The sequence below is a fragment of the Halopelagius fulvigenes genome (assembly GCF_042662625.1).
Lineage (GTDB): Archaea > Halobacteriota > Halobacteria > Halobacteriales > Haloferacaceae > Halopelagius > Halopelagius fulvigenes.
The window spans coordinates 832,811-853,650 of sequence record NZ_JBHSXH010000015.1 but is presented as its reverse complement, the minus strand read 5'-3'; the positions used below and the strand labels follow the sequence as shown (position 1 = coordinate 853,650).

Genomic DNA, 20,840 nt, shown 5'->3' with positions numbered 1-20,840 from the left:
GGGTCACGGGAGGACACATGAGACACAGAACAGCCGTTCTCGCCCTCGTCCTCGTCGTCGCCGCGGTAGCGCCGACGGCGGGGCTGGCGGCGGCACAGACCGACGACGGCGCGTCCGGCGGACAGCGATCGTGCACCTTCCCCTACACCGCGACGGACGCGACGGGGACGGACGTAACGCTCGAAGCGGACCCCGAACGGGTCGTGACGCTCAACCCGAGCGCGGCCCAGACGATGTGGGAGATCGGCGCGCGCGACGAAGTCGTCGGCGTCTCGCAGTACGCCTCCTACTTGGAGGGGGCCGACGAGAAAGCGAACGTCTCCGGGGCGAGCGGCCCGAGCGTCGAGAGGGTCCTCGCGGCCGACCCCGACCTCGTCCTCGTGCCGAACTCGACGTACGGGCTGGCGAAGGACCGCGTCGAGCAGATTCGCGACCAGGGCGTCCCCGTGTACGTCTTCGGGACGGGCACCTCCCTCGAGTTCGTCGCCAACAAGACGGAGACGATCGGTCGCCTGACCGGGAACTGCGAGGCGGGACAGCGGACCGCCGCCGACGTCTGCGAGTCCGCCCGCCTGATGCGGAAGGCCCTCGCCGACGAGGAGAAACCCGTCGGACTCAACGTCTTCTACGGCTACACCTCCGGGAACAACACGTTCATCGGCGACGTGATGACCACGGCCGGCCTCCGGAACGGGGCCGCCGAGGCCGGAGTCTCCGGGTTCGCTCAACTCAACGACGAGACGGTCGTCCAGATGGACCCGACGTGGATAGTCGCGCCCGAGGGGTCGCCGATTCCGAACAACGACGCCTACAACAGCACCACGGCGATTCGGGAGGGGAACGTCGTCCGAGTGGACGAGAACAACCTCCAGCAACCCGCGCCGCGGGCCGTGGACGCCGCCGAGACGATCATGCAGGCGGTCCACCCCGAGGCGTACGAGGAGTACCGTTCGATGAAGCAGCAGTCGAACGAGACGGCGACGGCGGGGACGACTGCGGCGACGGAGACGACCGGTTCGACCGCCGGACAGCCCGCCACCACGACGGCCGAGGAGACGCAGACGGGCGCGCCCGGATTCGGCGTCGCCGCGTCTGTCGTCGCCCTCCTCGGGGCGTCGCTTCTGGCGCGCCGACGGTAGAACCGAACGACCCGTCGCTTCGGACGACTCGCTCTTTTTTCGACCGGCGGACGACCGACCGCGGAGACGACCGACCGTCGGCGACCGGTGACCGCGGACCACAACCGTATTACGGCCGCGCCGCACCCCTTTCGGTATGGCCGTCGAGAACGTCATCTGGCCCGTCTACATCGATGCGTCGAAGTCGCGGTCCGAGGGGCGTCGGGTCCCCCTCCGCGCCGCGGTCGAGGAACCGACGGTTGACGAGATCGCGGAAGCCGTCCAGCAGGTCGGCTACGACGCGGTCATCGAGCGAGACGTGACCCACCCGCGCGAGTGGGACTCCCGCGGGCGCGTCCTCGTGAAAGGCGCGGAGGACTCGACGAAGAACGACCTCGTGCAGGCCGTCGCCGCGTACGTCGGCATCCTCAGGGGATAATGGCGATGCAACGCGTCGGCACCGTCTCGCGGACCGCACAGAACCTCCTCATCGCGCGGGCCGACGGCGAGACCCACCCCGACATCGGCCGCGACGTGGTGGACGAGTCGCTGTCGAGCGTCGGGCGCGTGGTCGATATCTTCGGCCCCGTCGAGCGACCGTACGTCGCCATCGCGCCGAACGAGGGGGCGTCGCCGGCGTCGCTCGTCGGGACGAAACTGTACGCCCGGTAGCGGACGAAGCACAACCCCCATACCGCACCGGCCGAAACGGGGCGACATGCGAAAGCGCGCGTACTTCGGCGTGGCCATCGCCGCGCTCGTCTTCCTCCTCGTGCAGTTGGGCGCACTCGCGCTCGTCCCCACCTTCTACGAGCAGGGCTACCAGACCGTCGAGGACCCGACGGACCCGACGAACAGCCTCGTCTACATCGGCGCCATCCTCGTGGCGACGGCCGTGATGCTCGCGGCGTTCAAGTACGACTTCGACTGGGCCGTCCGCGCGCTCATCGTCTTCACCAGCGGGTGGCTCTCGTGGTACGTCTTCTCCGCCGTCCTGCCGGCGATTCCGGCCGCCGTCGCCGCCGTCGTCGTCGCCGCCGCACTCGTGGCGTACCCCGAGTGGTACGTCATCGACACCGCCGGCGTCCTGATGGGCGCGGGCGCGGCCGGACTGTTCGGCATCAGTTTCGGACTGCTCCCCGCGATACTCCTCTTGGCCGCCTTGGCCGTCTACGACGCCATCAGCGTCTACGGGACGAAGCACATGCTCGATCTGGCGGAGGGCGTGATGGACCTCCGCATCCCCGTCGTCCTCGTCATGCCGACGACGCTGTCGTACTCGCTCCTCGACGACGACTTCTCCGGCGCGAACGACGTCCACGAGGGGGACGGAACGGACGCGGAGGCGAACCCGACGACGGACGGCGAGGCGACGGCCGCGGCCAACGGCGGCGACGAACCGAGTTCGCCGGCCCGCGACGGCGCAGAGACGGAAGCCGACTCCGACTCCGACGACGGCGTTCGGGACGCCCTCTTCATCGGCCTCGGCGACGCCGTGATGCCGACGGTGATGATCGCGTCGGCGGCGTTCTTCTCGCCCGCGGAGTCGCTCGGCGTCGGCTTCCTCCCCGCCCTGAACCTCCCGGCGCTGACATCGATGGTCGGGACGTTCGCGGGACTGTTCGTCCTCCTGTGGATGGTGCTGAAGGGGCGGGCGCACGCCGGACTGCCGCTCTTGAACGGCGGCGCGATAGGCGGCTACCTCGTCGGGTCGCTCGCCGCCGGCGTGCCGATTCTGACCGCGCTCGGCCTGTAACCTACCGTCGCGTCACTCCTCTCTCGGTCCCGCACCCTCGCGGACGTGGACGGCCATCCCCGTCTCGAAATCGAGCATCGCGTCGGCCGACAGTTCCGCGCGGCCCGTGGCGACGACGGTGTCGTCGGGCGTCACGACGGCGACTTCGTCGCCGGGTCGAACGTCCGGGTCGACGTCGGTGACGAACTTCGCGAACGCGTTCTTGCCGTCGCGGACGAACGGTTCGCTCTCGTCGCCGACGACGACTCGGTTCGCGGGCGATTCCGACGCCGCCGCGAGGCGGACGCCGCCCGCGTGCCCGAGCGTGAACCGACCGTCCGTCCCGTAGGAGACGAGTCGCCCCGCCGGCGCGCGTATCTGCCTCGGCCGACCGCTGGTGGAGCGAGTCACCGTCAACTCCGCCTCGGCGTCGCTCGGAAAGAGCGCCTCGCCCGCGCCCGCGCCGAACTGGTAGTCGGCCACCGTCCGCAGGTCGGCGAGCGTCCGGTCCCCGCCGGCCTCGTCGCTGTCGTCGCTCATGGTCGTCGTTCCCGCCGGTCCGTGAAGTCAGTCGCGGTCCGCCCTCGCCCCGTGCAGTTCGTTACCACGCTCGATTTCGAAGAAAAACCCTAAGTAGCGACTGTCAGTCGGTTCCGGGTATGACCGTGGACATGCGGCAGGTCGCGCTTGGAGCGGCGCTCCTTCTGGCGAGCAGCGCCTTCCTCCTGCAGACGGGCGTCGACGGGCGCGTCTCCGCCGCCATCGCGGCGTTCGCCGCCGCCTCCACCGTCGTCGCGTCCCTCCGCGCCGGACGGGACGCCGACGGCGCGACGGCCTGACACCGCTCGTAACGCGGCCTCTCGACGCCGTAATCGTATCGCGGCGGCCGCCGACCGGACGTGACAGCGGTTCTGTTCATTCATCTTTAAGGAACGCTGCGACAAACGGATAGTATGGCCGCAATCGATGCCCTCCGTTCGGCCCTCTCCGCACTGGGCCGAAATCCCGTATTGTTCCTCGTAGGACTGCTGTACGGCCTGATAGTCCTGCCGCAGCAAGCGCTCTCGCTGACGTCGCTCTCCTTCCTGTCGTACCCCCTCCAGATCCTCACGTTCTTCGTGACGCCGTTCGTCGTCGCCGGCCTCCTCGGCATGGCGTCGGAAGGATTAGACGGAGAGACGTCGCTCTCGACGCTCACCCGCGTCGGGAGGGACCGCTACGTCCCCCTGCTCGTCGGTTCGATAGTCGAGTTCGCCATCCTCCTCGTGTTCGGTGTCGTCGCCACCATCGTCGGCGTCGTCGCCGCCGTCGGCCTCCTCGGCGCGGGCGGCGCGGGCGGCGCCGGCGGCGGTGCGATGCTCGCAGTCGGCGCGCTCGTCGTCGTCCTCGTCCTCGCGCTCCTCGTCCTGCACTTCTTCATCCAGTTCTACTCCGTCGCCATCGTCGTCGGCGAGGCGGGAGCGCTCGACGGCTTCCGCGAGAGCTACCGACTCGTGCGCGACAATCTCGTCAGCGCCCTCGGCTACTCCGTCATCAACCTCGTCGTTTCGATCCTGACGACGATTCCCATCACGGGGTTCGTCGTCTGGCAAACGTTCCAGAACCTCCCGCAGCTCCAAGACGGTGCGGGGGCCGGCGCGGGCGCGGGTGCCAGTGCCGTCGCGGGCGGTGCGGCCCCGATGCAGGCGCTCGGCTTCTCGACGCAGGAGGTACTCCTCGTCTCGGTCATCTCGTTGGCGACGACGATGCTCCTGTTCACGTTCCAGCGCACGTACGCGACGGCGTTCTACCGCGCTCACGAACCCCGTGCGCGACCCGAGGAGTTCGCCGAGGCTACGGACTTCGAGAACGAGAGCGAGGAGTCGGCGCTCTGAGAGGCTACAGCAGGAACGTGTCGGTTCGCTCCGACATGTCGAGGAAGGCGTCCGCCTCGCGGATGAGTTCCTCGGCGGTGGACTCCTTGAACGCCATCACCTCCACGCGGACGCCCTCGTGACGCAGGTGCGAACAGAGTCGGGAGAAGTCGCCGTCGCCCGTACAGAGCACGACCGTATCGACGTGGTTGGCGAGCGTCACGGCGTCTAACGCCATCCCGACGTCCCAATCGGCCTTCTTCGACCCGTCGCCGAACGTCTTGATGTCCTTTATCTTCGTCTCGAAGCCGATATCGACGAGTGCCTCGAAGAACCGCTCCTCGTCGGGGGAGTCCGCGCGGACGACGTAGGCGATGGCGCGCGTGAGCGCTCGGTCGGAGACCGCCTTCTCCAACAGCGACGAGTAGTCGATGTTCCGCGAGTAGAGGCTCTGTGCCGTGTGATAGAGGTTCTGCGCGTCGGCCAGAACGGCGACGCGTTGGCCCGGGTGAATCTCGGTCATACCTCACTGGGGGGGACGACACCTAATGAATTGTGGGGCGATTCCGGTCTCCCGCGCCCGCCCGGACGCGTGCGCGCGAACGGTCGTCACGCTGACCGCTCCGGCCGCCGCCGTCGGCGCCCTCGTCCGATCGGCGGATGTTGCGCGCTGCGCAAGTTATATTTGGGCACGGTCCGGTTTCTCGCGTGTGACGCGAACCACGCCGTCCCGGTCGGGTGTCCGCCTGCCGACAGCGACGCGTGGGGCTCTTCTGAAACCAAAAAAACGCGCACCGTAACGCTCGTGGCGGGAGTAGCGACCCCGTCTCGGGCGGCTTTCGACGGTGCGCACCGGCGTTCGACCACCGACGCGACGCAGACACACAGACACGACACCACATGACGGAACTCGACTTGACGGGAGTCTTCCCCGCGATGACGACGCCGTTCGCCTCGGACGGCAGTATCGACCACGAAACGCTGGCTGAGAACGTGCGACGCCTCGAAGAGGCGGGCGTCGCCGGCCTCGTCCCCGTCGGTTCGACGGGCGAGAGCGCCACCATGACGCACGACGAACACGTCGAAGTCGTCGAGACGACGGTGGAGGCGGTCGAGGACGTGCCCGTGATCGCGGGGTCGGGGTCGAACTCCACCCGCGAGGCGTTGGAGCTGTCCCGACGCTCCGCCGAGGTGGGCGCGGACGGACTCCTCCTCATCTCGCCGTACTACAACAAGCCCGAACAGGCCGGCCTCGCCGACCACTACCGGACGGTCGCCGACGAGGTGGACGTGCCGCAGATCGTGTACAACGTCCCCTCGCGGACGGGCCGAAACATCGAACCGGAGACGGCGGCCGAACTCGCCGAACACGAGAACATCGTCGGCTACAAGGCCGCGAGCGGCGACCTCGGGCAGATATCCGAAGTCGTCGAACGCACGCGCGGCGAGGAGTTCGCGGTGCTCTCCGGCGACGACGCACTGACGCTCCCCGTCCTCTCGGTGGGCGGCGTCGGCACCATCTCCGTCACCGCGAACGTCGAACCCGAACGGACGGTCGCGATGGTGGAGGCGGCCCTCGACGGCGACTACGACCGGGCGCGGGAACTCCACCACGAACTCGGACCGCTCAACCGCCACCTGTTCGTCGAGACGAACCCGATTCCGGTGAAGGCGGCGGTGGAGATGCGCGGGCACGCCCCGGGTGCGCTCCGCCCGCCGTTGACGGAGTTGCGCGAGGAGAACGCCGCGGAACTGCGGCGCATCCTCGACGAACTCGACGCGGCGCGCGAGGAATCGCTGGGCGCGGCGGCGGGGGCCGAGTAGATGGCCGAGGCGGTTCGCCTCGCCGTCACGGGCGCGGCCGGACGCATGGGCCGGGAGGTTCTGGACGCCGCCACCGACCGCGACGACGTGGACGTGGTGCTCGCGGTCAACCGGTCGCCGGTCGAGGAGATTTCGGGCGTCCCGGTCCGCGAAGCGGCGCGGATCGACGAACTGCTGGCGGTGGAGATGCCGGACGTCCTCGTGGACTTCACCGGTCCCGAGTCCAGCGCCGACTACGTGGCCGCCTGCGCCGACGCGGGCGTCGCCGCCGTCGTCGGCACGACGGGGTTCGACGAGGAGGGCCGCGCGACGCTGGATTCGGCCGCCGAGTCGGTTCCCGTCCTGAAGGCGGCGAACTTCTCTCGGGGGGTCGCGGCCCTCCGTCGCGCCGTCCGCGAGGCGGTGGCAGCGCTTCCCGGCTACGACATCGAGGTGACGGAGACGCACCACAACGGGAAGCGCGATGCCCCCTCCGGCACGGCGAACACCATCTTAGACGACATCGACGAAGTCCGTTCGTCGAACCGCCGGACGCGGTCCGGCGACACTGACGACGTCCGCGGCGAGTCCGAACGCGTCCACGGACGCGTCGGCGACCAACCGCGCGAGGACGGCGAAATCGGCGTCCACGCGCGGCGGGCGGGCGACGTGACCGGCGAGCACGAGGTCCTTCTCGCCGGCAACCACGAACTCCTCTCTCTGACGCACAGGGCGGGTGCCCGCGGCGTCTTCGCCGCCGGCGCACTCGACGCCGCCGTCTGGGTCGCGGGACGCGACGCCGGGCGGTACGACTTCGACGACGTACTCGACCAACGATGAGCATGCAATCCGACATCGACGACCTGTGGCAGCGATACCAAGACGACGCCCTCTCGGTCACGACGGCCGGCAGCGAGGAACTGGCGACGCTCGACGCGTTCCTCGAAGCCCTCGAAGGCGGGGAGGTCCGCGCCGCCGAACAGACGGGCGGGTCCGGTCCCGACGGCTGGGAGGTCAACGAGTGGGTCAAGCAGGGCATCCTGCTGAACTTCGGCCTCCGGGAGACGGAGGGCCGCGAGCACGGCGGCGTCACCTACTACGACGTGCTCCCCCTCCGCGAGACGGCCGACCTCGGCGAACGCGGCACGCGGAACACGCCGGACGGGACCGTTGTCCGCCGCGGCGCGTACCTCGGCCGCGACTGCATCATGATGTCGCCCTCGTTCGTCAACGTGGGCGCGCACGTCGGCGACGGAACGCTGGTGGACTCCTGCGACACCGTCGGCTCCTGCGCGCAGATCGGCGAGAACGTGAAACTCGGCGCGAACACCCTCGTCGGCGGCGTCCTCGAACCCGTCGAGGACGCGCCCGTGATAATCGAGGACAACGTCTCCCTCGGCGCGGGGTGCCGCGTCACCTCGGGGTTCCACGTCGGCGAGAACACCGTCGTCGGCGAGAACACGCTGCTGTCGCCGCGAATCCCGGTGTACGACCTCGTGGAGGAGGAGGTCGTCTACGGGCACCTGCCCGCGAACCGCCGGGCGTTCACCCGCTACGTCGAGTCGTCCATCGGCGACCACGACCTGTTCGCCGGCGGCGCGTTCAAGCCCGCCGTCGTCGCCCTCGACATCGAGGAGGAGACGCTGGACAAGACCCGCAGGGAGGAAGCGCTCCGAGAGTAATCCGCTCTGACACCGACTCCCACGACCATCGGTCGTGGCAACGAATGTCATCGTCACCAGAACATATATAGGGGGGAGACATAGAGGCCTCCGATGAACGGCACGGGAGCATCCGCGAACGCTCGAACCTCTCTCTTTCGCGTGACTCCCGTGTCCGACCACTCGCGGCCATATCGGAATCCGACCGAGCCACCGCGCTAGCACCACCCATGAACGTATCCGACCGAACTATCTCGTACGAATCGTACCGAAGCGAAAACCACGACTGCCGACTTCTCGCCGTCGACGCGGCCCAGGCCGTCCCCGACAGGGGGGCGTTCGTCCGCGCCGCCTGCGAGTCCGAGGAGGACGCCGAGGGCGTCCTCTTTCTCGCACTCGAAGAGAGCTACGCCGAACCGCGCGTCGTCACGACGTTCGTGAACCCCGAGGGCGTCGTCGAACGCGTCACGCCCGCCGCCGCGGGATGCGCCGCCGCGTGGGCCATCGACCGAATCGGCGAGGAGACCGTCCTGCTCGACACGCAGACGGGGACGTACCGGGCCGTCGCCGACGGGGAGGGCGTCCTCGTCGAAGCGCTCTCCTCCGAGGACGACGGGACGAACGCCGCCGTCGTCCGCGAACGCGAGTCCGAAGCGTCCCTTGCCGCGCCGGCCCCCGCGCCGGACGGCGGCCGCGTGGGTCGCTCTCCCCGGGTCGAAACCGAACCGGCCGTGTCCGAGGAGACCCAACCGGCGGACGATGACTGACCGGGCTCCGACGGCCGGATCCGACACCGACGTCGACCCGGCGGTCCGTCGCCTCGGCGACTGGGACGCGGCCCGACTCCGCGACCTCGCCGACGAGTACGACACGCCGGCGTACGTCATCGACTTGGACCGCATCCGGCAGAACTACCGGCGACTCTCCGCCGCCTTCGAGTCCGCGTTCGACGACCCGACGGTGATGTTCGCGGTGAAGGCCCACTCCGGGCGCGCCGTCGTGGAGACGCTCTTAGACGAGGGCGTCCCGATGGAGTGCGCCGCCGCGGGCGAGGTGTTCCGCGCCCTCCGCGCGGGCGCGGACCCCGACGAGATACAGTACACCGGCGTCAACCCCCCGGACGACGACCTAGACTACGTCGTCGGCGTCTGGGAGGACGCGCCGGGCATGACGCTCAACGTCGGCGCGGAGGACAGCGTCGAACGCCTCGCGGAACGCGGGTTCGACGGCCGCCTCTGCCTCCGCGTCAACCCCGGCATCGCCGCGGGCCACCATGAGAAGGTCAAGACGGGCGCGCACCCGAAGTTCGGCATCCCGTACGACAGCGTCCCCGAGGTCGCGGAACGCGTCCGCGAGGAGTACGATATGGACCTCGTCGGCCTCCACGCCCACGCCGGAAGCGGCATGCTCGACGAGGACATGGACGCCCACGCCGAGTACGTCGCGAAGATGGGCGAGTTGGCCCGCGAGGTGGGCGGCCTCGAATTCCTCGACATCGGCGGGGGGTTCGGCGTCCCCTACCGCGACGACGAGGACCCCCTCGACATCGAGGCGGTCGCCGACCGGACCGCAGAGGCCCTCGGCGACTTGGACGCGACGCTGAAGATAGAGCCGGGTCGGTACCTGTTGGCGGACGCCGGGTGTCTGTTGGCGACGGTCAACACCGTCAAGGACACGCCCGAGACGACCGTCGTCGGCATCGACGCCAGCATGACGACGCTGATTCGCCCGGCGATGTACGACGCCTACCACGGCATCCGCAACCTCACGAACCCCGACGCGCCGGTCGAACCGCTGACGGTCGGCGGCCCCGTCTGCGAGAGTTCCGACACGTTCTGCCGCGACCGACCGCTTCCGCGCCCCGAACGCGACGATATCCTCGCCATCGGCCACACCGGCGCGTACGGCTACGCGATGGCGAGTCAGTTCCACTCGCAACCCCGCCCGGTCGAAATCGCCCTCGAAGGCGGCGAGGCGCGCGTCGCCCGCCGCCGGGAGACGTTCGACGACCTGGTTCGTTTAGAGGAGTAGCGGGCGGGCGGTCCGATTCTTTTTATATCGAAACGGGGGAACGTCACCGCATGAACTCCGCTTCGGACGCCGACGCCTCGGCGTTCGACCCCATCGACTTCCTCGAACGCGCGGTGCCCGTCGCCTCGAACGACGGCGTCGAAGAGATGCGCGACCTGTTGGTCGAAACGCTCGAAGACGCTGGGTTCGACCCCGAGGTGGACGGGGCAGGCAACACCCTCGCCTCGAAGGGGGCGGCGGACCCGGACACCCACCTCGTACTGAACACGCACATCGACACCGTCTCGCCGCACGTCCCGTTCCGCCGGGACGGCGACGTGATTCGCGGGCGGGGGTCGTGCGACGCGAAGGGACCGCTCTCGGCGCTTCTCGCGGCGTTCGTCGCCGTCGAACCGGCTTCGGACGCCCGCGTTACCCTCGCGGTGACGCCCGACGAGGAAGTGCTCTCGACGGGCGCGCACGCACTCGACGTGGATAGCGACATGTACGTCGTCGGCGAACCCACGAACCTCGACGTCTGCACCGCCGCGAAGGGGCGGTTTCAGGGGACGCTGACGCTCTCCGGCGTCGCCTCCCACGCCGCCGAACCGCAGTCGGGCGTCAACGCCGTGTTCGCACTCGAACGGGCGCTATCGGCGATTCGCTCCTACGACGAGGGGCGGGAGGAACACCCCGCTCTCGGGTCCGCCACGCTGACGCCGACGACGGTGGAGGGCGGCGACTCGACGAATCAGGTGCCCGCGGAGTGCCGACTCGTCCTCGACCGGCGGAGCGTTCCGCCGGAGACGGCCGCGGCGTTCCGCGACGGCATCGAATCCGCCGTCCGCGAGGCCGTCCCCGACGACGTGGGCGTCTCGTTCGACCTGACCGACCGGCCGACGCCGTTCCTGGAGGCGTTCGCCACCGACGAGGACCACGAACTCGTCGAAACCGTCGCCGAGGCGTCCCGGCGGGCGGGCGGGTCCGGCGACGTGCGTCCCTTCACGGCGGCGACGGAGGCGTCGTACTTCTCGCCCGCGCCCGTCGTCGTCTTCGGGCCGGGCGTCCTCGCCGACGAGGAGGGGGCCGTCGCCCACGCCGAACGCGAGTACGTCCGCGTCGAGGACGTGCGGACAGCGGCGGCGGCGTTGACCGACGCGGCGGCCGAACTCGTCGGCCGGTGACCGCGCCGTCCCCCTCGGCCGGGAAACCGTAACGACGAAACCCCGCCTCGGCCTCTGGGCGCACATGTACGAGGCGGTCTACGCGCACCCCGACGGCGACGCCACGGTGTCTCGATTCGCGGCGACGGCGGCGAGACACGGCTACGACGGACTCGTCGTCCGCGCCGTGGACGCCAGACCCGACTACGAGGCCCTCCGCGGGGAGGCGGGCGTCGATATCGTGGACGCCGCCGAGGTGGTCGCGCCGCACCCGCGGAACGCGAGCGGCGCGGTGGGCAACTTCCGCCCAGACCGCACCCTCGTCGTCGTCCGCGGCGGGACGAACGAACTCAACCGCTTCGCGGTCGAACAGGCGCGCGTGGACGTCCTCGCCCGCCCGTTCGACGGCGACGGCGACGTGAACCACGTCCTCGCGAAGGCCGCCCGCGACAACGGCGTCGCCGTCGAGGTGAACTTCGGCCCCGTCCTGCGGCGAACGGGGGGGACGCGCGTCCAACACCTGCGGAAACTCCGGAAACTGTCTCGACTAATCGACCACTACGACGCGCCGCACGTCGTCAGCGTCGGCGCGGAGTCGCACCTGCAGGTGCGTTCGCCGCGGGAACTGGCGGCCGTCGGCGAGGAAATCGGCCTCGGCGGCGAGTTCGTCCGCGAGGGACTGGCCGCGTGGGGCGACGTCGCCGCGCGGAACCGCGAGCGGATGTCCGAGTCGTTCATAGCCCCCGGCGTCAAACGTGACGGATATGAAGAAGACGATTGAGGAACACGCCGACCGGTTCTCGAAGGCCGCCGCCGAGTACGACGACTCGCAGGACTCCGATGAGTACCTCGCCTGCGCGAACCTCGTCGTCGAACACGCCGCGCCGACGGCCGACGACGTGGTGTTGGACCTCGGGACGGGGACGGGCGCTATCGCACTCGCCCTCGCGCCGGACGCGAAGCGAGTCGTCGGCCGCGACATCAGCGAGGGGATGCTCGAACAGGCGCGGAAGAAGGCCGAAGACGCCGGCGTAGAGAACGTCGAGTTCGGCGAGGGGCGGTTCCGCGACCCGAATTACGACGGCCCCGTCGATATCATCACCTCGAACTTCGCGATGCACCACCTCTCCGACGAGGAGAAACGCGAGGCCATCGGCGTCGTCGCCGACCTGGACCCCGACCGGTTCGTCCTCGGGGACGTGATGTTCTTCGGGACGCCGGACCCCGAGGAACCGTTCTACAGTCCCGAGGTGGACGACCCCGCGACCGTCGGCGTCCTCGTGGACGCGTTGACCGACGAGGGGTTCGTCCTCACCGCCGTCGAACGCGTCGACGAACAGGTGGGCGTCCTCGTGGCCGAACGGTTCGGAGAGGCAGGCGAGAAAATCGAACTCGGCGCGGCGGCCGACGAGAGCGAAGAGTAGATGAAGCACCTCCCGAAGCACATCCGCCCGCGGTGGCGGTACCTCGCGGTCGAAATCGAGGCGTGGCCCGACGCCGACTTTGACCGCGGCGACTTCCAGCGCGACCTGTGGTACGCCGCCCAGAACCTCTACGGCGACGCCGGAAGCGCGGACGCCGACCTGACCGTCCTCTCCTTTCGCCTCGAAGACGGCGAGGGCGAGACGATAGTCCGCGCCCACCGGGGGCGAACCGACCGCGCCCGCGCCGCCGTCGCCTGCGTGAGTCGCGTCAGCGGCGACCCCGTGGGACTCCGAATCCGCGGGATTTCGGGCACCGTGCGTGCCTGTGAGGAAAGTTATTTGAACGGGCGGGCCGGAGACTGTGAACAGAGAAACGTCGTGTTCGAGAACGACTCTCGGCCCGCCGTCGTCCGCGGTTCGCGCGTGGACGTCCGCGGCGCCGACGGGTTCGCGGGCGCGACGAAACTCGATTTCGAGTGATACTATATGCAGGGACAAGCCCAACAGCAGGCATACGACCGCGGGATAACGATTTTCTCGCCTGATGGCCGTCTCTATCAGGTCGAATACGCCCGCGAGGCGGTGAAGCGAGGCACGGCGAGCGTCGGCGTCCGAACGCCGGAAGGCGTCGTTCTCGCCGCGGACAAGCGCTCTCGCTCTCCCCTCATGGAACCGACGAGCGTCGAGAAGTTGCACAAGGCCGACACCCACATCGGTCTGGCCTCCGCGGGACACGTCGCCGACGCCCGCCAACTCATCGACTTCGCCCGCCGGCAGGCGCAGGTGAACCGACTCCGCTACGGCGAACCCATCGGCATCGAGACGCTGACGAAGAACGTCACCGACCACATCCAGCAGTACACGCAGGTCGGCGGCGCGCGCCCGTTCGGCGTCGCCCTCCTCATCGGCGGCGTCGAGAACGGCACGCCGCGCCTCTACGAGACGGACCCCTCGGGGACGCCGTACGAGTGGAAGGCCGTCTCCATCGGCGCGGAACGCGGTGACCTCCAGGAGTACCTCGAGGAGAACTACAGCGACGACCTGACCTTAGACGAGGGCCTCGGACTCGCACTCCGCGCCATCGCCTCGACGAACGACGACCAGCTCGACGCCCAGGGCGTCGACGTCGCCACCGTCTCCGCGGAGACGGAGGAGTACGTCCAACTGACGAACGACGAGGTGGAGTCGTACATCACCGAGAACGACCTCGAACCCACGGACGAGGACGACGAAGACGCGGCCGAAGAAGAGGAGTAACGCCCGCTTCGGGTCTCAGGCCGTCCCGCCGCCGAAATCGACGCACTCGACTATCTTTTCTCTCCGGACCGTCGCTTCGAATCGCCGCTCGGTACCGGTCGGTACGCCTCGTCTCCGTTTCGGACGCGCCTCGCTCTCGCCGGCGGTATCGAACGGCCCACGGACGCGTCTCTCACTCGGCGAGACGGACGCGCCTCTCGAAGGAGAGACCGAACGGACGGAGAAAGCGGCTCAGTACTCCTCGTAGGCGAGGTTCATCAGCCACTGGGAGAAGGAGTTGCTGTTGGCGTTTATCTCCTCCTCGCCGATGAACGGCGAGAGCATGTCGCCGGCCATCAGCAGGGAGAACTCGAGGTCCTTCGCGGCGGGTTCGAGGTAGTAGGTGTTGTGTCCGTTGTACACCGTGTCCTCGCGTTTGATGAGGCCGAGCGACGCGAGACGCTCGGCGACGCGACTCCCCTTCCGGGAGGAGATGTCGAGTTCCTTCCAGAAGTCGCTCTGGTGGATACCGCCGCTCTCGCGGATGAGTTCCAGTCCCGCGCGTTCGGCTTCCGAAAGGTCGGGTTCGGCCTCGCCTGCGCTCATGGTTCGACGGTCGCCCGCGACGGGTTTAAACTTGACTTTCGACCCGCCGGTACGCCGTCCGACAGGGCGGTCCGGGGGCGAACTCGTACTCGGCCGTCCCGTCGGCGAACAGGGTGACGAGCGACGAGGAGACGGTGCCGAACCGACCCTCGGGGTCGTGGACGCAGACGCCGTACTCGTGGTCGCCGAGGACGCCGGCGGCGCGTTCGCGCCACTCCGCCGCGGACTCGCCGGGTTCGGGTTCCAGCGCCGACCGGACCTTCGTCGCGTTCTCCGCCTGTTCGCGGCCCGCTCGGGGTCTCGCCGGCGGTTCGAAGAACTCGCTATCTGTTCCCACGTTCACGACGACGTGGACGCCGGGGTCGAACGCCGTCATCCGGAGGCCGCCGTCCCACTCGAACAGGTACGCCGCCTCGGAGTCGGCGACGACGAGGTTGAACCCGTCGTAGACGGCGTCGGAAACAGCGTCCTCGACCATCGTCCGGGCGTCCTCGGCCGACTCACACCGCAGGGCGTCGCGGACCAGTCGGCCGCGGGAGCGTTCGCCGCCGCCCTCGACGGACACCCAGCGGTTGGTGATGCCGACGAACACGCCGCGGTCGTTGTAGCCGACCCACGTGCCGCCGGCCTCCGCGTCTCTCGGCGCGACGAACGCGGGGTCGCCCTCGGCGACGGAGGGCGGTTCCGACGGTCGGTCCAACGCCTCGTCGCGGTTCGCCGCGACGACGACGGGCGCCTCGTCGAACGCTCGCCACGCTATCGTCAGAGTACACACGTCGCCGTGTAGGGGGGTGAGGGGGAAAACGATTCGCCGGTCGGTCGGCGGCGCGCACGGCCGGTCGGGGACGGGACGGTGAGGAGAGGCGGAGCGAACGGGGCGGAGTCGTTCAGTCGCCGCCGTCCGCGAACCGACTCGGGTCGCGCGCCGCGAGGGCGACGTTCACCGCCGCGACGTTCTCGCGCACGTCGTGGACGCGGACGATGTCCGCCCCCCTGTCGGCGGCGATGGTCGTGGCGGCGACGGTCGCTTCGAGGTTGTCGCCCGCCTCCTCGCCGACGAGTTCGAACATCGACTTGTGGGAGTGGCCGACGAGGATCGGACAGCCCAGCGCTTCGAACTCGCCGATCCGGTCCAGCATCTCGAAGTCCTCCGCGGCCGTCTTTCCGAACCCGAGGCCGGGGTCCACGACGACGTTCTCGCGGGGGACGCCCGCCCGTTCCGCCAGCAGAATCCGCTCTTTCAGTTCGTCTATCACGTCCTCGACCACGTCGTCGTACGCCACGTCCTTCCCGGGGACGACGGGCGCGTCGATGCTGTGCATGACGATGACCGGAACGTCTCGTTCGGCCGCGAGAAAGCGCATCTCGGGGTCTTCGAGGCCGGTCACGTCGTTGAGGATGTCGGCCCCGGCGTCGAGTGCCGCGCGGGCGACGTCCGCCTTCCGCGTGTCCACGGAGACGAGAGCGTCCGTATCCGCGAGGGACTCGATGACCGGGACGATGCGCTCTATCTCCTCTTCGACCGGAACGACGTCCGCGCCGGGGCGGGTGGACTCGCCGCCGATGTCGATGATGTCGGCCCCCGCCTCGACCATCGCCTCGGCGCGTTCGAGGGCGTCGTCGGCGTCGCGGTACTCGCCGCCGTCGTGGAAACTGTCCGGCGTGACGTTGAGGATACCCATGACGGCGGTGCCGTCGGTCCACGGGAACTCCGCTTCGCCCGTTTCGTCCGCCGGTCCGGGCGCGGCGGACCCGGAGGGCGGCGCGTCGAGGGCGGCGTCGAGCGCTCCGGCGAACTCCGAGAGGCCGTACTCGTCGGCGTACGCGAGGTTCGCTCGGACGCGTTCGAACTGCGCGCGCGTCCCAGTCAGGACCACGTCCACCTGTTCGCCCTCGCCGCGGTGCCCGGAGACGGCGCAGTCGCCGCCGACGGCCAGCATCTCCTCGCGGAGGCGGCGGGCCTGCCGGCGTTGCGCCGTCGTCCGGTAGACGCGGTGGACGGTATCGCCGCGCACCCGTTCGGCGTCCTCGTTGGGGACGCTCGCCCGCGAGAGGAGGCGGTCGGCGTCCGAGAGCGTCTCCACGCGCTTCGGCACCACCGTCCGCGTCCACGCCGTCCGCGCCTCCGCGACGAGGAACAGCGACCCAGTGACGAGGACGCAGTCGTCGGGCCCCGCGCGTTCGCGCGCCGTCCGAAGCGCCGCGGAGACGGTGGTTTCAGCGGTCACGTCGCCCGCGCCCGCGTCCTCGAATACGCGGGCGAGCGTCTCGGGGTCCTCCGACCGGGCGTTGTTCGGCCTGCACGTCGCGACGGAGGCGGGGCGGGGAAGCGCCGCCGCCATCTCGCGGTGGTCCTTGTCGTGCATCGCGCCGAAGACGAGGTGGAGGTTCTCGAAATCGAACTCCCCGATTACGGACGCGAGTTCCTCGCACGCGCCGGGGTTGTGCGCCCCGTCCAAGACGACGTGCGGGTTCCGTTCCATCACCTCGAACCGCCCCGGCCAGTTGGCCCGCCTGAGGCCGCGTTCGAGCGTCGTCGCGTCGATGGTCGTCCCCGCCGCGTCGGCGGCCTGTTCGGCGACGACGCAGGCGATACCGGCGTTGGTCGCCTGATACGCGCCGAGGAGCGGGATGTTCGCTTCGACGCCCCACGAGGGGCCGGAGACGACGACGGCCGACTCCTGGTGGTTCACCCGGCCGTCGTACCGGACGGTCACGTTCGGCCCGGGTTCCATCTCCGCGTCCGCGGTACCGACGGTTATCGTCTCCTCGGCGTGCGCTCGAATCGTTTCCAAGGCGTCGCCCGTCGCGCCGGTGACGAGGGGTCTGTCGTCGGGCGCGACGGCGGCTTTCTTCTCGGCTATCTCCTCGACGGTGTCGCCGAGGACGGCGGTGTGTTCGAGCGTCACGTTCGTCACCGCGCTTGCCACGGGGTCGACGACGCTCGTCGCGTCGAGTTCCCCGCCCATGCCGACTTCGAGGACGGCCACGTCCACGTCCGCCTCCGCGAAGCGCCAGATGGCCATCGCCGTCATCACCTCGAAGAACGTCAGCGGTTCGCCCGAGGCGGCGCGTTCGACCAGCCACGGCTTCGCCGCCGCGACGAACTCGGCCAGTGCGGACTCCGGGATCTTCCGGCCGTCCACGCGGATGCGCTCGCGGACGTCCTCGAAGTGCGGCGACGTGTAGAGGCCGACCGTGAGGCCGGCCTCGCGGAGGACCGACTCCGCCATTCGGGCGGTGCTTCCCTTTCCGTTCGACCCGGCGATCTGCACGAACGACACGTCGTCCTGCGGGTCGTCGAACTCGGCGAGGAGCGACCGGACCGACGCAGTCCCGGGCTTCACCTGAAACCTGCGGAGGTCGAAGAGGAAGTTGACCGCCTCGTGGTACTCCATATACTCCGAGGTGACGCGGGCCGCGCTTAGGACTGTCGGACCTGCGTGCGCGGGCCGAACGCCGGGGGTGGCGGCCTCCGTCGTCGCCCCGCGAGAACCACCGTATCGCTTCAAGCACGCCCGCGCCGAACGGTGGGGCATGTACGACTCGATACTCGTCCCGACGGACGGAAGCGAGGGTACCGCCGTCGCCCTCGAACACGCGCTAGACATCGCCAAGACGCGGGGGGCAACCGTCCACGCCCTCTCGGTGGTCGACCGGCGCATCCGCCTCGCCGCCGGCGACGAACAGCGAGAGGCCGTGGCGAACTCGCTGCACGACAGGGCGATAGAGGCCGCCGATGCGGTGGCCGAGGCCGCGCGCGACGCCGACGTGCAGGCGACGACGGCCGTCCGAAAGGGCGTCCCGTACCGCTGTATCCTCGACTACGCCGACGAACACGACGTGGACTTGGTGGTGATGGGGACCCACGGACGCACCGGACGCGACAAACTCGCCAGTCTCGGCAGCGTCACCGAACGCGTCGTCCAGAACACGAACCGGCCGGTTCTCGTCGTGAGCATCTGACCGGTCGAACCTGCGAACGGGTCACTCGCCGCGGGAGCGTACCGACTCCCGAGCCTGCCCGGGAGGACGACCGGAACGCTGACCAGCACAGGTTTATGTAGTCTAATTCACATGTACGGATATGAACCAGTCGCTGTGGACACGGTTCCTCCTCGTCTCCGCCACACCCGTGGCTCTCGGCTTCGCCGTCAGTGCCCTGCTCACACCCCCGGACCCGTACACGCAGATACTCACGATTCCGGTGATTCTGCTGGTGGTAGTTCCCCTCTCGTACTGGGTCGTCTACAAGAGAGGACTTCCGGTCTGAGTTCGGTTCGGACAGACGCTCCGTACTTTCGAGCGCTCCCGCCAGTCGTGACGGAAATACCGACGGACTCGCTACGCTCGCCCGTCGAACTTCCGTCACTTCTTCGCTCCGCTCAGTCGTGACGGAAACCGCGCGAGACTCACTCCGTTCGTCTCGCTGGCGTTAGACGCTCCTTCACTCCGGTCAGTCGTGTCTAAAGCACCGTGTCCTCGCTATCGCTCGGCCACGAGCTTCCGCCACTAGTCGTGACGGAAACACCGCCGTCCGGTGAACACCATCGCGATACCGCGTTCGTCGCAGGCGTCGATGACGTCCTCGTCGTTGACGGATCCGCCGGGTTGGATGACCGCCTCGACGCCCGCCTCGGCGGCCTCCTCGATGCCGTCCGGGAACGGGAAGAACGCGTCCGAGGCCATCACGGCACCCTCGGCGTCCTTCCCCTCGGCGTGTTCCTCGGCTTTCATCGCGGCGAGGCGGACGGCGTCCACGCGGGACACCTGCCCCATGCCGACGCCCACCGTCTCCGTGCCGGAGGCGAACAGGATACCGTTCGATTTCACGTGCTTCAGCACCTTCCACGCGAACAGCATCGTCTCCAGTTGCTCCTCCGTGGGTTCCGTCTCCGTGACGACGTCCACGTCTTCCTCCGTGGGCGCCCACAGGTCGCGCTCTTGGACGAGTCGCCCGCCGACGAGGGGTTTCTCGGTGAGTCGGTCGGTTCGCTCGCCGAGTTCGCCGACGTCGAGGACGCGCAGGTTCTTCTTCTCGGTCAGAACGTCGAGGGCGGCGTCGGTGTACCCCGGCGCGACGACGACTTCCTTGAACGAATCGACGATCTGTTCGGCCGTCTCGGCGCCGCACTCGCGGTTGAGGGCGACGATGCCGCCGAACGCGCTCATCGGGTCCGTCGAGAGGGCGCGGTCGTACGCCTCCGCGAGGGTGTCGGCGGTGGCGCACCCGGCGGGGTTCGTGTGCTTGATGACCGCCGCGGCGGGGTCGTCGAACTCCTTTATCAGGTTCAACGCGCCGTCGGCGTCGTTGTAGTTGTTGTATGAGAGGGCCTTCGCGCCCTCGTTCAGTTGCTCGGCGCGGACGACGCTGGCCTCCTCGCAGGCGTCGTCGGCGTAGACGGCGGCGTCCTGGTGCGGGTTCTCGCCGTAGCGCAGTTCCGAGGCGCGGTCGTTCGAGACGACGCGGCGTTCGGGGAAGTCGCCGCCGTCGTCGCCCTCCACGACGACGCCCTCGTCGGTGACGTCCGCCCGTCCCTCGGCGAACCACCGGACCGCGCGTGGGTAGGCGACGAACTCGCCCTCGCGGAGAACTCGCTCTTTCAGCGACGCCTCGTCGTCGTCCTGATAGACGGGGACGGCCTCTTGGGTGACGATGGGCCCGCCGTCCACCTCCTCGGTGACGACGTGGACCGTACACCCCGTCGTGCGGACGCCCGCCTCCAGAACCTGTTCGTGGGCGTCCATCCCCGGGAACGACGGGAGGAGCGAGGGGTGGACGTTGAGCGTCGTCGGCGCGTTGTCGATGAACTCCTCAGTGAGGACGCGCATGTACCCGTCGAGACAGACCAGATCGAAGTCGTACGCCGACAGGCGGTCGAGGATGCGCTTCTCGTGGGACTCGCGGGACTCCCCGTCGTCGCGCGCGACGACTTCCGTGGGGATGCCGCGTTCGGAGGCGGCGTCGAGGATCGGCGCGCCCTCCTCGTTCGAGAGGACGACGGCCAGTTCCGCGCCGCCCGGCGCGCGTTCGTCGATGTGAAGCAGGTTCCGTCCGCGGTTGCTCGCCAAGCCCGCAATCTTGGTCATGGTGGTACGCCCACCCGCCGGGAGAAAAACAGTTGCGATGTTCGAGGGAGATGTATGCTCGTTCGTGGATATATTCAGCGGAGATGCGGTGTTCGGTGCGTCGATTTATACATGGTAGTGGAGACATCCATCGACACGCTT

Annotated in this window: 24 protein-coding genes; 18 read left to right on the top strand and 6 right to left on the bottom strand. The window is 69.1% G+C overall.

The window, feature by feature from the left end; translation table 11 throughout:
* Positions 1-17: 17 nt before the first annotated feature.
* The 4 genes from ACFQEV_RS14520 to ACFQEV_RS14505 all read left to right on the top strand — a co-directional run bounded on the left by ACFQEV_RS14520 (position 18) and on the right by ACFQEV_RS14505 (position 2,874).
* Positions 18-1,139 (top strand): PGF-CTERM-anchored ABC transporter substrate-binding protein, encoded by a 1,122-nt coding sequence (locus tag ACFQEV_RS14520; RefSeq protein ID WP_379697413.1) that lies wholly within the window; start codon positions 18-20, stop codon positions 1,137-1,139.
* 136 nt (positions 1,140-1,275) lie between these two features.
* Positions 1,276-1,557, top strand: a complete 282-nt coding sequence (srp19, locus tag ACFQEV_RS14515; protein WP_379697410.1) for a signal recognition particle subunit SRP19 — start codon at positions 1,276-1,278, stop codon at positions 1,555-1,557.
* 5 nt (positions 1,558-1,562) lie between these two features.
* On the top strand, positions 1,563-1,790 hold the full coding sequence (locus ACFQEV_RS14510) for an H/ACA ribonucleoprotein complex subunit GAR1 (RefSeq protein WP_379699889.1): 228 nt from the start codon (positions 1,563-1,565) through the stop codon (positions 1,788-1,790).
* Between the two features lie 46 nt (positions 1,791-1,836).
* Positions 1,837-2,874, top strand: a complete 1,038-nt coding sequence (locus ACFQEV_RS14505; protein WP_379697407.1) for a presenilin family intramembrane aspartyl protease PSH — start codon at positions 1,837-1,839, stop codon at positions 2,872-2,874.
* A gap of 12 nt (positions 2,875-2,886) precedes the next feature.
* Here the strand turns inward: ACFQEV_RS14505 and ACFQEV_RS14500 are convergent, their stop codons facing one another.
* Positions 2,887-3,393 (bottom strand): PUA domain-containing protein, encoded by a 507-nt coding sequence (locus ACFQEV_RS14500; RefSeq protein ID WP_379697404.1) that lies wholly within the window; start codon positions 3,391-3,393, stop codon positions 2,887-2,889.
* 119 nt (positions 3,394-3,512) lie between these two features.
* On the opposite strand from ACFQEV_RS14500, the gene ACFQEV_RS14495 reads away from it, so the two are divergent.
* Positions 3,513-3,692: a hypothetical protein gene (locus ACFQEV_RS14495; protein WP_379697402.1), complete on the top strand. Its 180-nt coding sequence runs from the start codon at positions 3,513-3,515 to the stop codon at positions 3,690-3,692.
* Positions 3,693-3,806: 114 nt separating this feature from the next.
* Positions 3,807-4,727, top strand: a complete 921-nt coding sequence (locus ACFQEV_RS14490; RefSeq protein WP_379697400.1) for a DUF7847 domain-containing protein — start codon at positions 3,807-3,809, stop codon at positions 4,725-4,727.
* Positions 4,728-4,731: 4 nt separating this feature from the next.
* Here ACFQEV_RS14490 and ACFQEV_RS14485 read toward each other — a convergent pair whose 3' ends face one another.
* Entirely contained in the window at positions 4,732-5,229 is a 498-nt protein-coding gene (locus tag ACFQEV_RS14485; RefSeq protein WP_092536832.1) for a LabA-like NYN domain-containing protein, read from the bottom strand.
* A 377-nt stretch (positions 5,230-5,606) separates the two neighbouring features.
* Here ACFQEV_RS14485 and dapA point away from each other — a divergent pair, with 377 nt between their 5' ends.
* The 10 genes from dapA (at position 5,607) to psmA (ending at position 14,024) form a co-directional block, all read left to right on the top strand.
* Positions 5,607-6,530 (top strand): 4-hydroxy-tetrahydrodipicolinate synthase, encoded by a 924-nt coding sequence (dapA, locus tag ACFQEV_RS14480; protein WP_379697397.1) that lies wholly within the window; start codon positions 5,607-5,609, stop codon positions 6,528-6,530.
* Positions 6,531-7,349, top strand: coding sequence for a 4-hydroxy-tetrahydrodipicolinate reductase (dapB, locus tag ACFQEV_RS14475; protein ID WP_379697395.1), 819 nt, complete (start codon positions 6,531-6,533; stop codon positions 7,347-7,349).
* Positions 7,346-8,191, top strand: a complete 846-nt coding sequence (locus ACFQEV_RS14470; RefSeq protein WP_379697392.1) for a 2,3,4,5-tetrahydropyridine-2,6-dicarboxylate N-succinyltransferase — start codon at positions 7,346-7,348, stop codon at positions 8,189-8,191. Before dapB ends, ACFQEV_RS14470 begins: the two co-directional genes overlap by 4 nt.
* 209 nt (positions 8,192-8,400) lie before the next feature.
* Positions 8,401-8,937, top strand: a complete 537-nt coding sequence (locus ACFQEV_RS14465; RefSeq protein WP_379697389.1) for a hypothetical protein — start codon at positions 8,401-8,403, stop codon at positions 8,935-8,937.
* Positions 8,930-10,201 carry a diaminopimelate decarboxylase gene (lysA, locus tag ACFQEV_RS14460; RefSeq protein WP_379697386.1) on the top strand — a complete coding sequence of 424 codons (1,272 nt, stop codon included), beginning with the start codon at positions 8,930-8,932 and terminating at the stop codon, positions 10,199-10,201. Before ACFQEV_RS14465 ends, lysA begins: the two co-directional genes overlap by 8 nt.
* Before the next feature lie 50 nt (positions 10,202-10,251).
* Positions 10,252-11,364: a M20 family metallopeptidase gene (locus ACFQEV_RS14455; RefSeq protein WP_379697384.1), complete on the top strand. Its 1,113-nt coding sequence runs from the start codon at positions 10,252-10,254 to the stop codon at positions 11,362-11,364.
* Between the two features lie 64 nt (positions 11,365-11,428).
* The gene (locus ACFQEV_RS14450) at positions 11,429-12,124 is read left to right on the top strand and encodes an RNase P subunit p30 family protein (protein ID WP_379697382.1); all 696 of its coding nucleotides are present in this window, start codon (positions 11,429-11,431) and stop codon (positions 12,122-12,124) included.
* Complete coding sequence (locus ACFQEV_RS14445) at positions 12,108-12,767, top strand: class I SAM-dependent methyltransferase (protein ID WP_379697379.1); 660 nt, start codon at positions 12,108-12,110, stop codon at positions 12,765-12,767. The genes ACFQEV_RS14450 and ACFQEV_RS14445 overlap by 17 nt, the downstream gene beginning before the upstream one ends.
* Positions 12,768-13,247 carry an Rpp14/Pop5 family protein gene (locus ACFQEV_RS14440; protein ID WP_379697377.1) on the top strand — a complete coding sequence of 160 codons (480 nt, stop codon included), beginning with the start codon at positions 12,768-12,770 and terminating at the stop codon, positions 13,245-13,247.
* Between the two features lie 6 nt (positions 13,248-13,253).
* Positions 13,254-14,024, top strand: coding sequence for an archaeal proteasome endopeptidase complex subunit alpha (gene psmA, locus ACFQEV_RS14435; RefSeq protein WP_379697375.1), 771 nt, complete (start codon positions 13,254-13,256; stop codon positions 14,022-14,024).
* Between the two features lie 231 nt (positions 14,025-14,255).
* Here the strand turns inward: psmA and ACFQEV_RS14430 are convergent, their stop codons facing one another.
* The 3 genes from ACFQEV_RS14430 to folP form a co-directional block, all read right to left on the bottom strand.
* The gene (locus tag ACFQEV_RS14430; protein ID WP_379697372.1) at positions 14,256-14,609 is read right to left on the bottom strand and encodes a helix-turn-helix transcriptional regulator; all 354 of its coding nucleotides are present in this window, start codon (positions 14,607-14,609) and stop codon (positions 14,256-14,258) included.
* Between the two features lie 25 nt (positions 14,610-14,634).
* A complete protein-coding gene (locus ACFQEV_RS14425) occupies positions 14,635-15,384 on the bottom strand; it encodes an NRDE family protein (protein WP_379697370.1) in 750 nt (249 codons plus the stop codon).
* A 112-nt stretch (positions 15,385-15,496) separates the two neighbouring features.
* Positions 15,497-18,007, bottom strand: a complete 2,511-nt coding sequence (folP, locus tag ACFQEV_RS14420) for a dihydropteroate synthase (RefSeq protein WP_379697368.1) — start codon at positions 18,005-18,007, stop codon at positions 15,497-15,499.
* Between the two features lie 139 nt (positions 18,008-18,146).
* Between folP and ACFQEV_RS14415 the strand changes: the two genes are divergently transcribed.
* Both ACFQEV_RS14415 and ACFQEV_RS14410 read left to right on the top strand, forming a co-directional pair.
* The gene (locus tag ACFQEV_RS14415; protein WP_379697366.1) at positions 18,147-18,575 is read left to right on the top strand and encodes a universal stress protein; all 429 of its coding nucleotides are present in this window, start codon (positions 18,147-18,149) and stop codon (positions 18,573-18,575) included.
* Between the two features lie 121 nt (positions 18,576-18,696).
* Positions 18,697-18,882, top strand: a complete 186-nt coding sequence (locus ACFQEV_RS14410) for a DUF7534 family protein (protein ID WP_379697363.1) — start codon at positions 18,697-18,699, stop codon at positions 18,880-18,882.
* A 239-nt stretch (positions 18,883-19,121) separates the two neighbouring features.
* Here the strand turns inward: ACFQEV_RS14410 and purH are convergent, their stop codons facing one another.
* Positions 19,122-20,699 carry a bifunctional phosphoribosylaminoimidazolecarboxamide formyltransferase/IMP cyclohydrolase gene (gene purH, locus ACFQEV_RS14405; protein ID WP_379697361.1) on the bottom strand — a complete coding sequence of 526 codons (1,578 nt, stop codon included), beginning with the start codon at positions 20,697-20,699 and terminating at the stop codon, positions 19,122-19,124.
* Between the last annotated feature and the right edge of the window lie 141 nt (positions 20,700-20,840).

Bases quoted from the DNA above. Each gene is read 5' to 3' on its own strand.
- ACFQEV_RS14520 (WP_379697413.1), top strand. From the start codon at position 18: ATGAGACACAGAACAGCCGTTCTCGCCCTCGTCCTCGTCGTCGCCGCG.
- srp19 (WP_379697410.1), top strand. From the start codon at position 1,276: ATGGCCGTCGAGAACGTCATCTGGCCCGTCTACATCGATGCGTCGAAG.
- ACFQEV_RS14510 (WP_379699889.1), top strand. From the start codon at position 1,563: ATGCAACGCGTCGGCACCGTCTCGCGGACCGCACAGAACCTCCTCATC.
- ACFQEV_RS14505 (WP_379697407.1), top strand. From the start codon at position 1,837: ATGCGAAAGCGCGCGTACTTCGGCGTGGCCATCGCCGCGCTCGTCTTC.
- ACFQEV_RS14500 (WP_379697404.1), bottom strand. From the start codon at position 3,393: ATGAGCGACGACAGCGACGAGGCCGGCGGGGACCGGACGCTCGCCGAC.
- ACFQEV_RS14495 (WP_379697402.1), top strand. From the start codon at position 3,513: ATGACCGTGGACATGCGGCAGGTCGCGCTTGGAGCGGCGCTCCTTCTG.
- ACFQEV_RS14490 (WP_379697400.1), top strand. From the start codon at position 3,807: ATGGCCGCAATCGATGCCCTCCGTTCGGCCCTCTCCGCACTGGGCCGA.
- ACFQEV_RS14485 (WP_092536832.1), bottom strand. From the start codon at position 5,229: ATGACCGAGATTCACCCGGGCCAACGCGTCGCCGTTCTGGCCGACGCG.
- dapA (WP_379697397.1), top strand. From the start codon at position 5,607: ATGACGGAACTCGACTTGACGGGAGTCTTCCCCGCGATGACGACGCCG.
- dapB (WP_379697395.1), top strand. From the start codon at position 6,531: ATGGCCGAGGCGGTTCGCCTCGCCGTCACGGGCGCGGCCGGACGCATG.
- ACFQEV_RS14470 (WP_379697392.1), top strand. From the start codon at position 7,346: ATGAGCATGCAATCCGACATCGACGACCTGTGGCAGCGATACCAAGAC.
- ACFQEV_RS14465 (WP_379697389.1), top strand. From the start codon at position 8,401: ATGAACGTATCCGACCGAACTATCTCGTACGAATCGTACCGAAGCGAA.
- lysA (WP_379697386.1), top strand. From the start codon at position 8,930: ATGACTGACCGGGCTCCGACGGCCGGATCCGACACCGACGTCGACCCG.
- ACFQEV_RS14455 (WP_379697384.1), top strand. From the start codon at position 10,252: ATGAACTCCGCTTCGGACGCCGACGCCTCGGCGTTCGACCCCATCGAC.
- ACFQEV_RS14450 (WP_379697382.1), top strand. From the start codon at position 11,429: ATGTACGAGGCGGTCTACGCGCACCCCGACGGCGACGCCACGGTGTCT.
- ACFQEV_RS14445 (WP_379697379.1), top strand. From the start codon at position 12,108: ATGAAGAAGACGATTGAGGAACACGCCGACCGGTTCTCGAAGGCCGCC.
- ACFQEV_RS14440 (WP_379697377.1), top strand. From the start codon at position 12,768: ATGAAGCACCTCCCGAAGCACATCCGCCCGCGGTGGCGGTACCTCGCG.
- psmA (WP_379697375.1), top strand. From the start codon at position 13,254: ATGCAGGGACAAGCCCAACAGCAGGCATACGACCGCGGGATAACGATT.
- ACFQEV_RS14430 (WP_379697372.1), bottom strand. From the start codon at position 14,609: ATGAGCGCAGGCGAGGCCGAACCCGACCTTTCGGAAGCCGAACGCGCG.
- folP (WP_379697368.1), bottom strand. From the start codon at position 18,007: ATGGAGTACCACGAGGCGGTCAACTTCCTCTTCGACCTCCGCAGGTTT.
- ACFQEV_RS14415 (WP_379697366.1), top strand. From the start codon at position 18,147: ATGTACGACTCGATACTCGTCCCGACGGACGGAAGCGAGGGTACCGCC.
- ACFQEV_RS14410 (WP_379697363.1), top strand. From the start codon at position 18,697: ATGAACCAGTCGCTGTGGACACGGTTCCTCCTCGTCTCCGCCACACCC.
- purH (WP_379697361.1), bottom strand. From the start codon at position 20,699: ATGACCAAGATTGCGGGCTTGGCGAGCAACCGCGGACGGAACCTGCTT.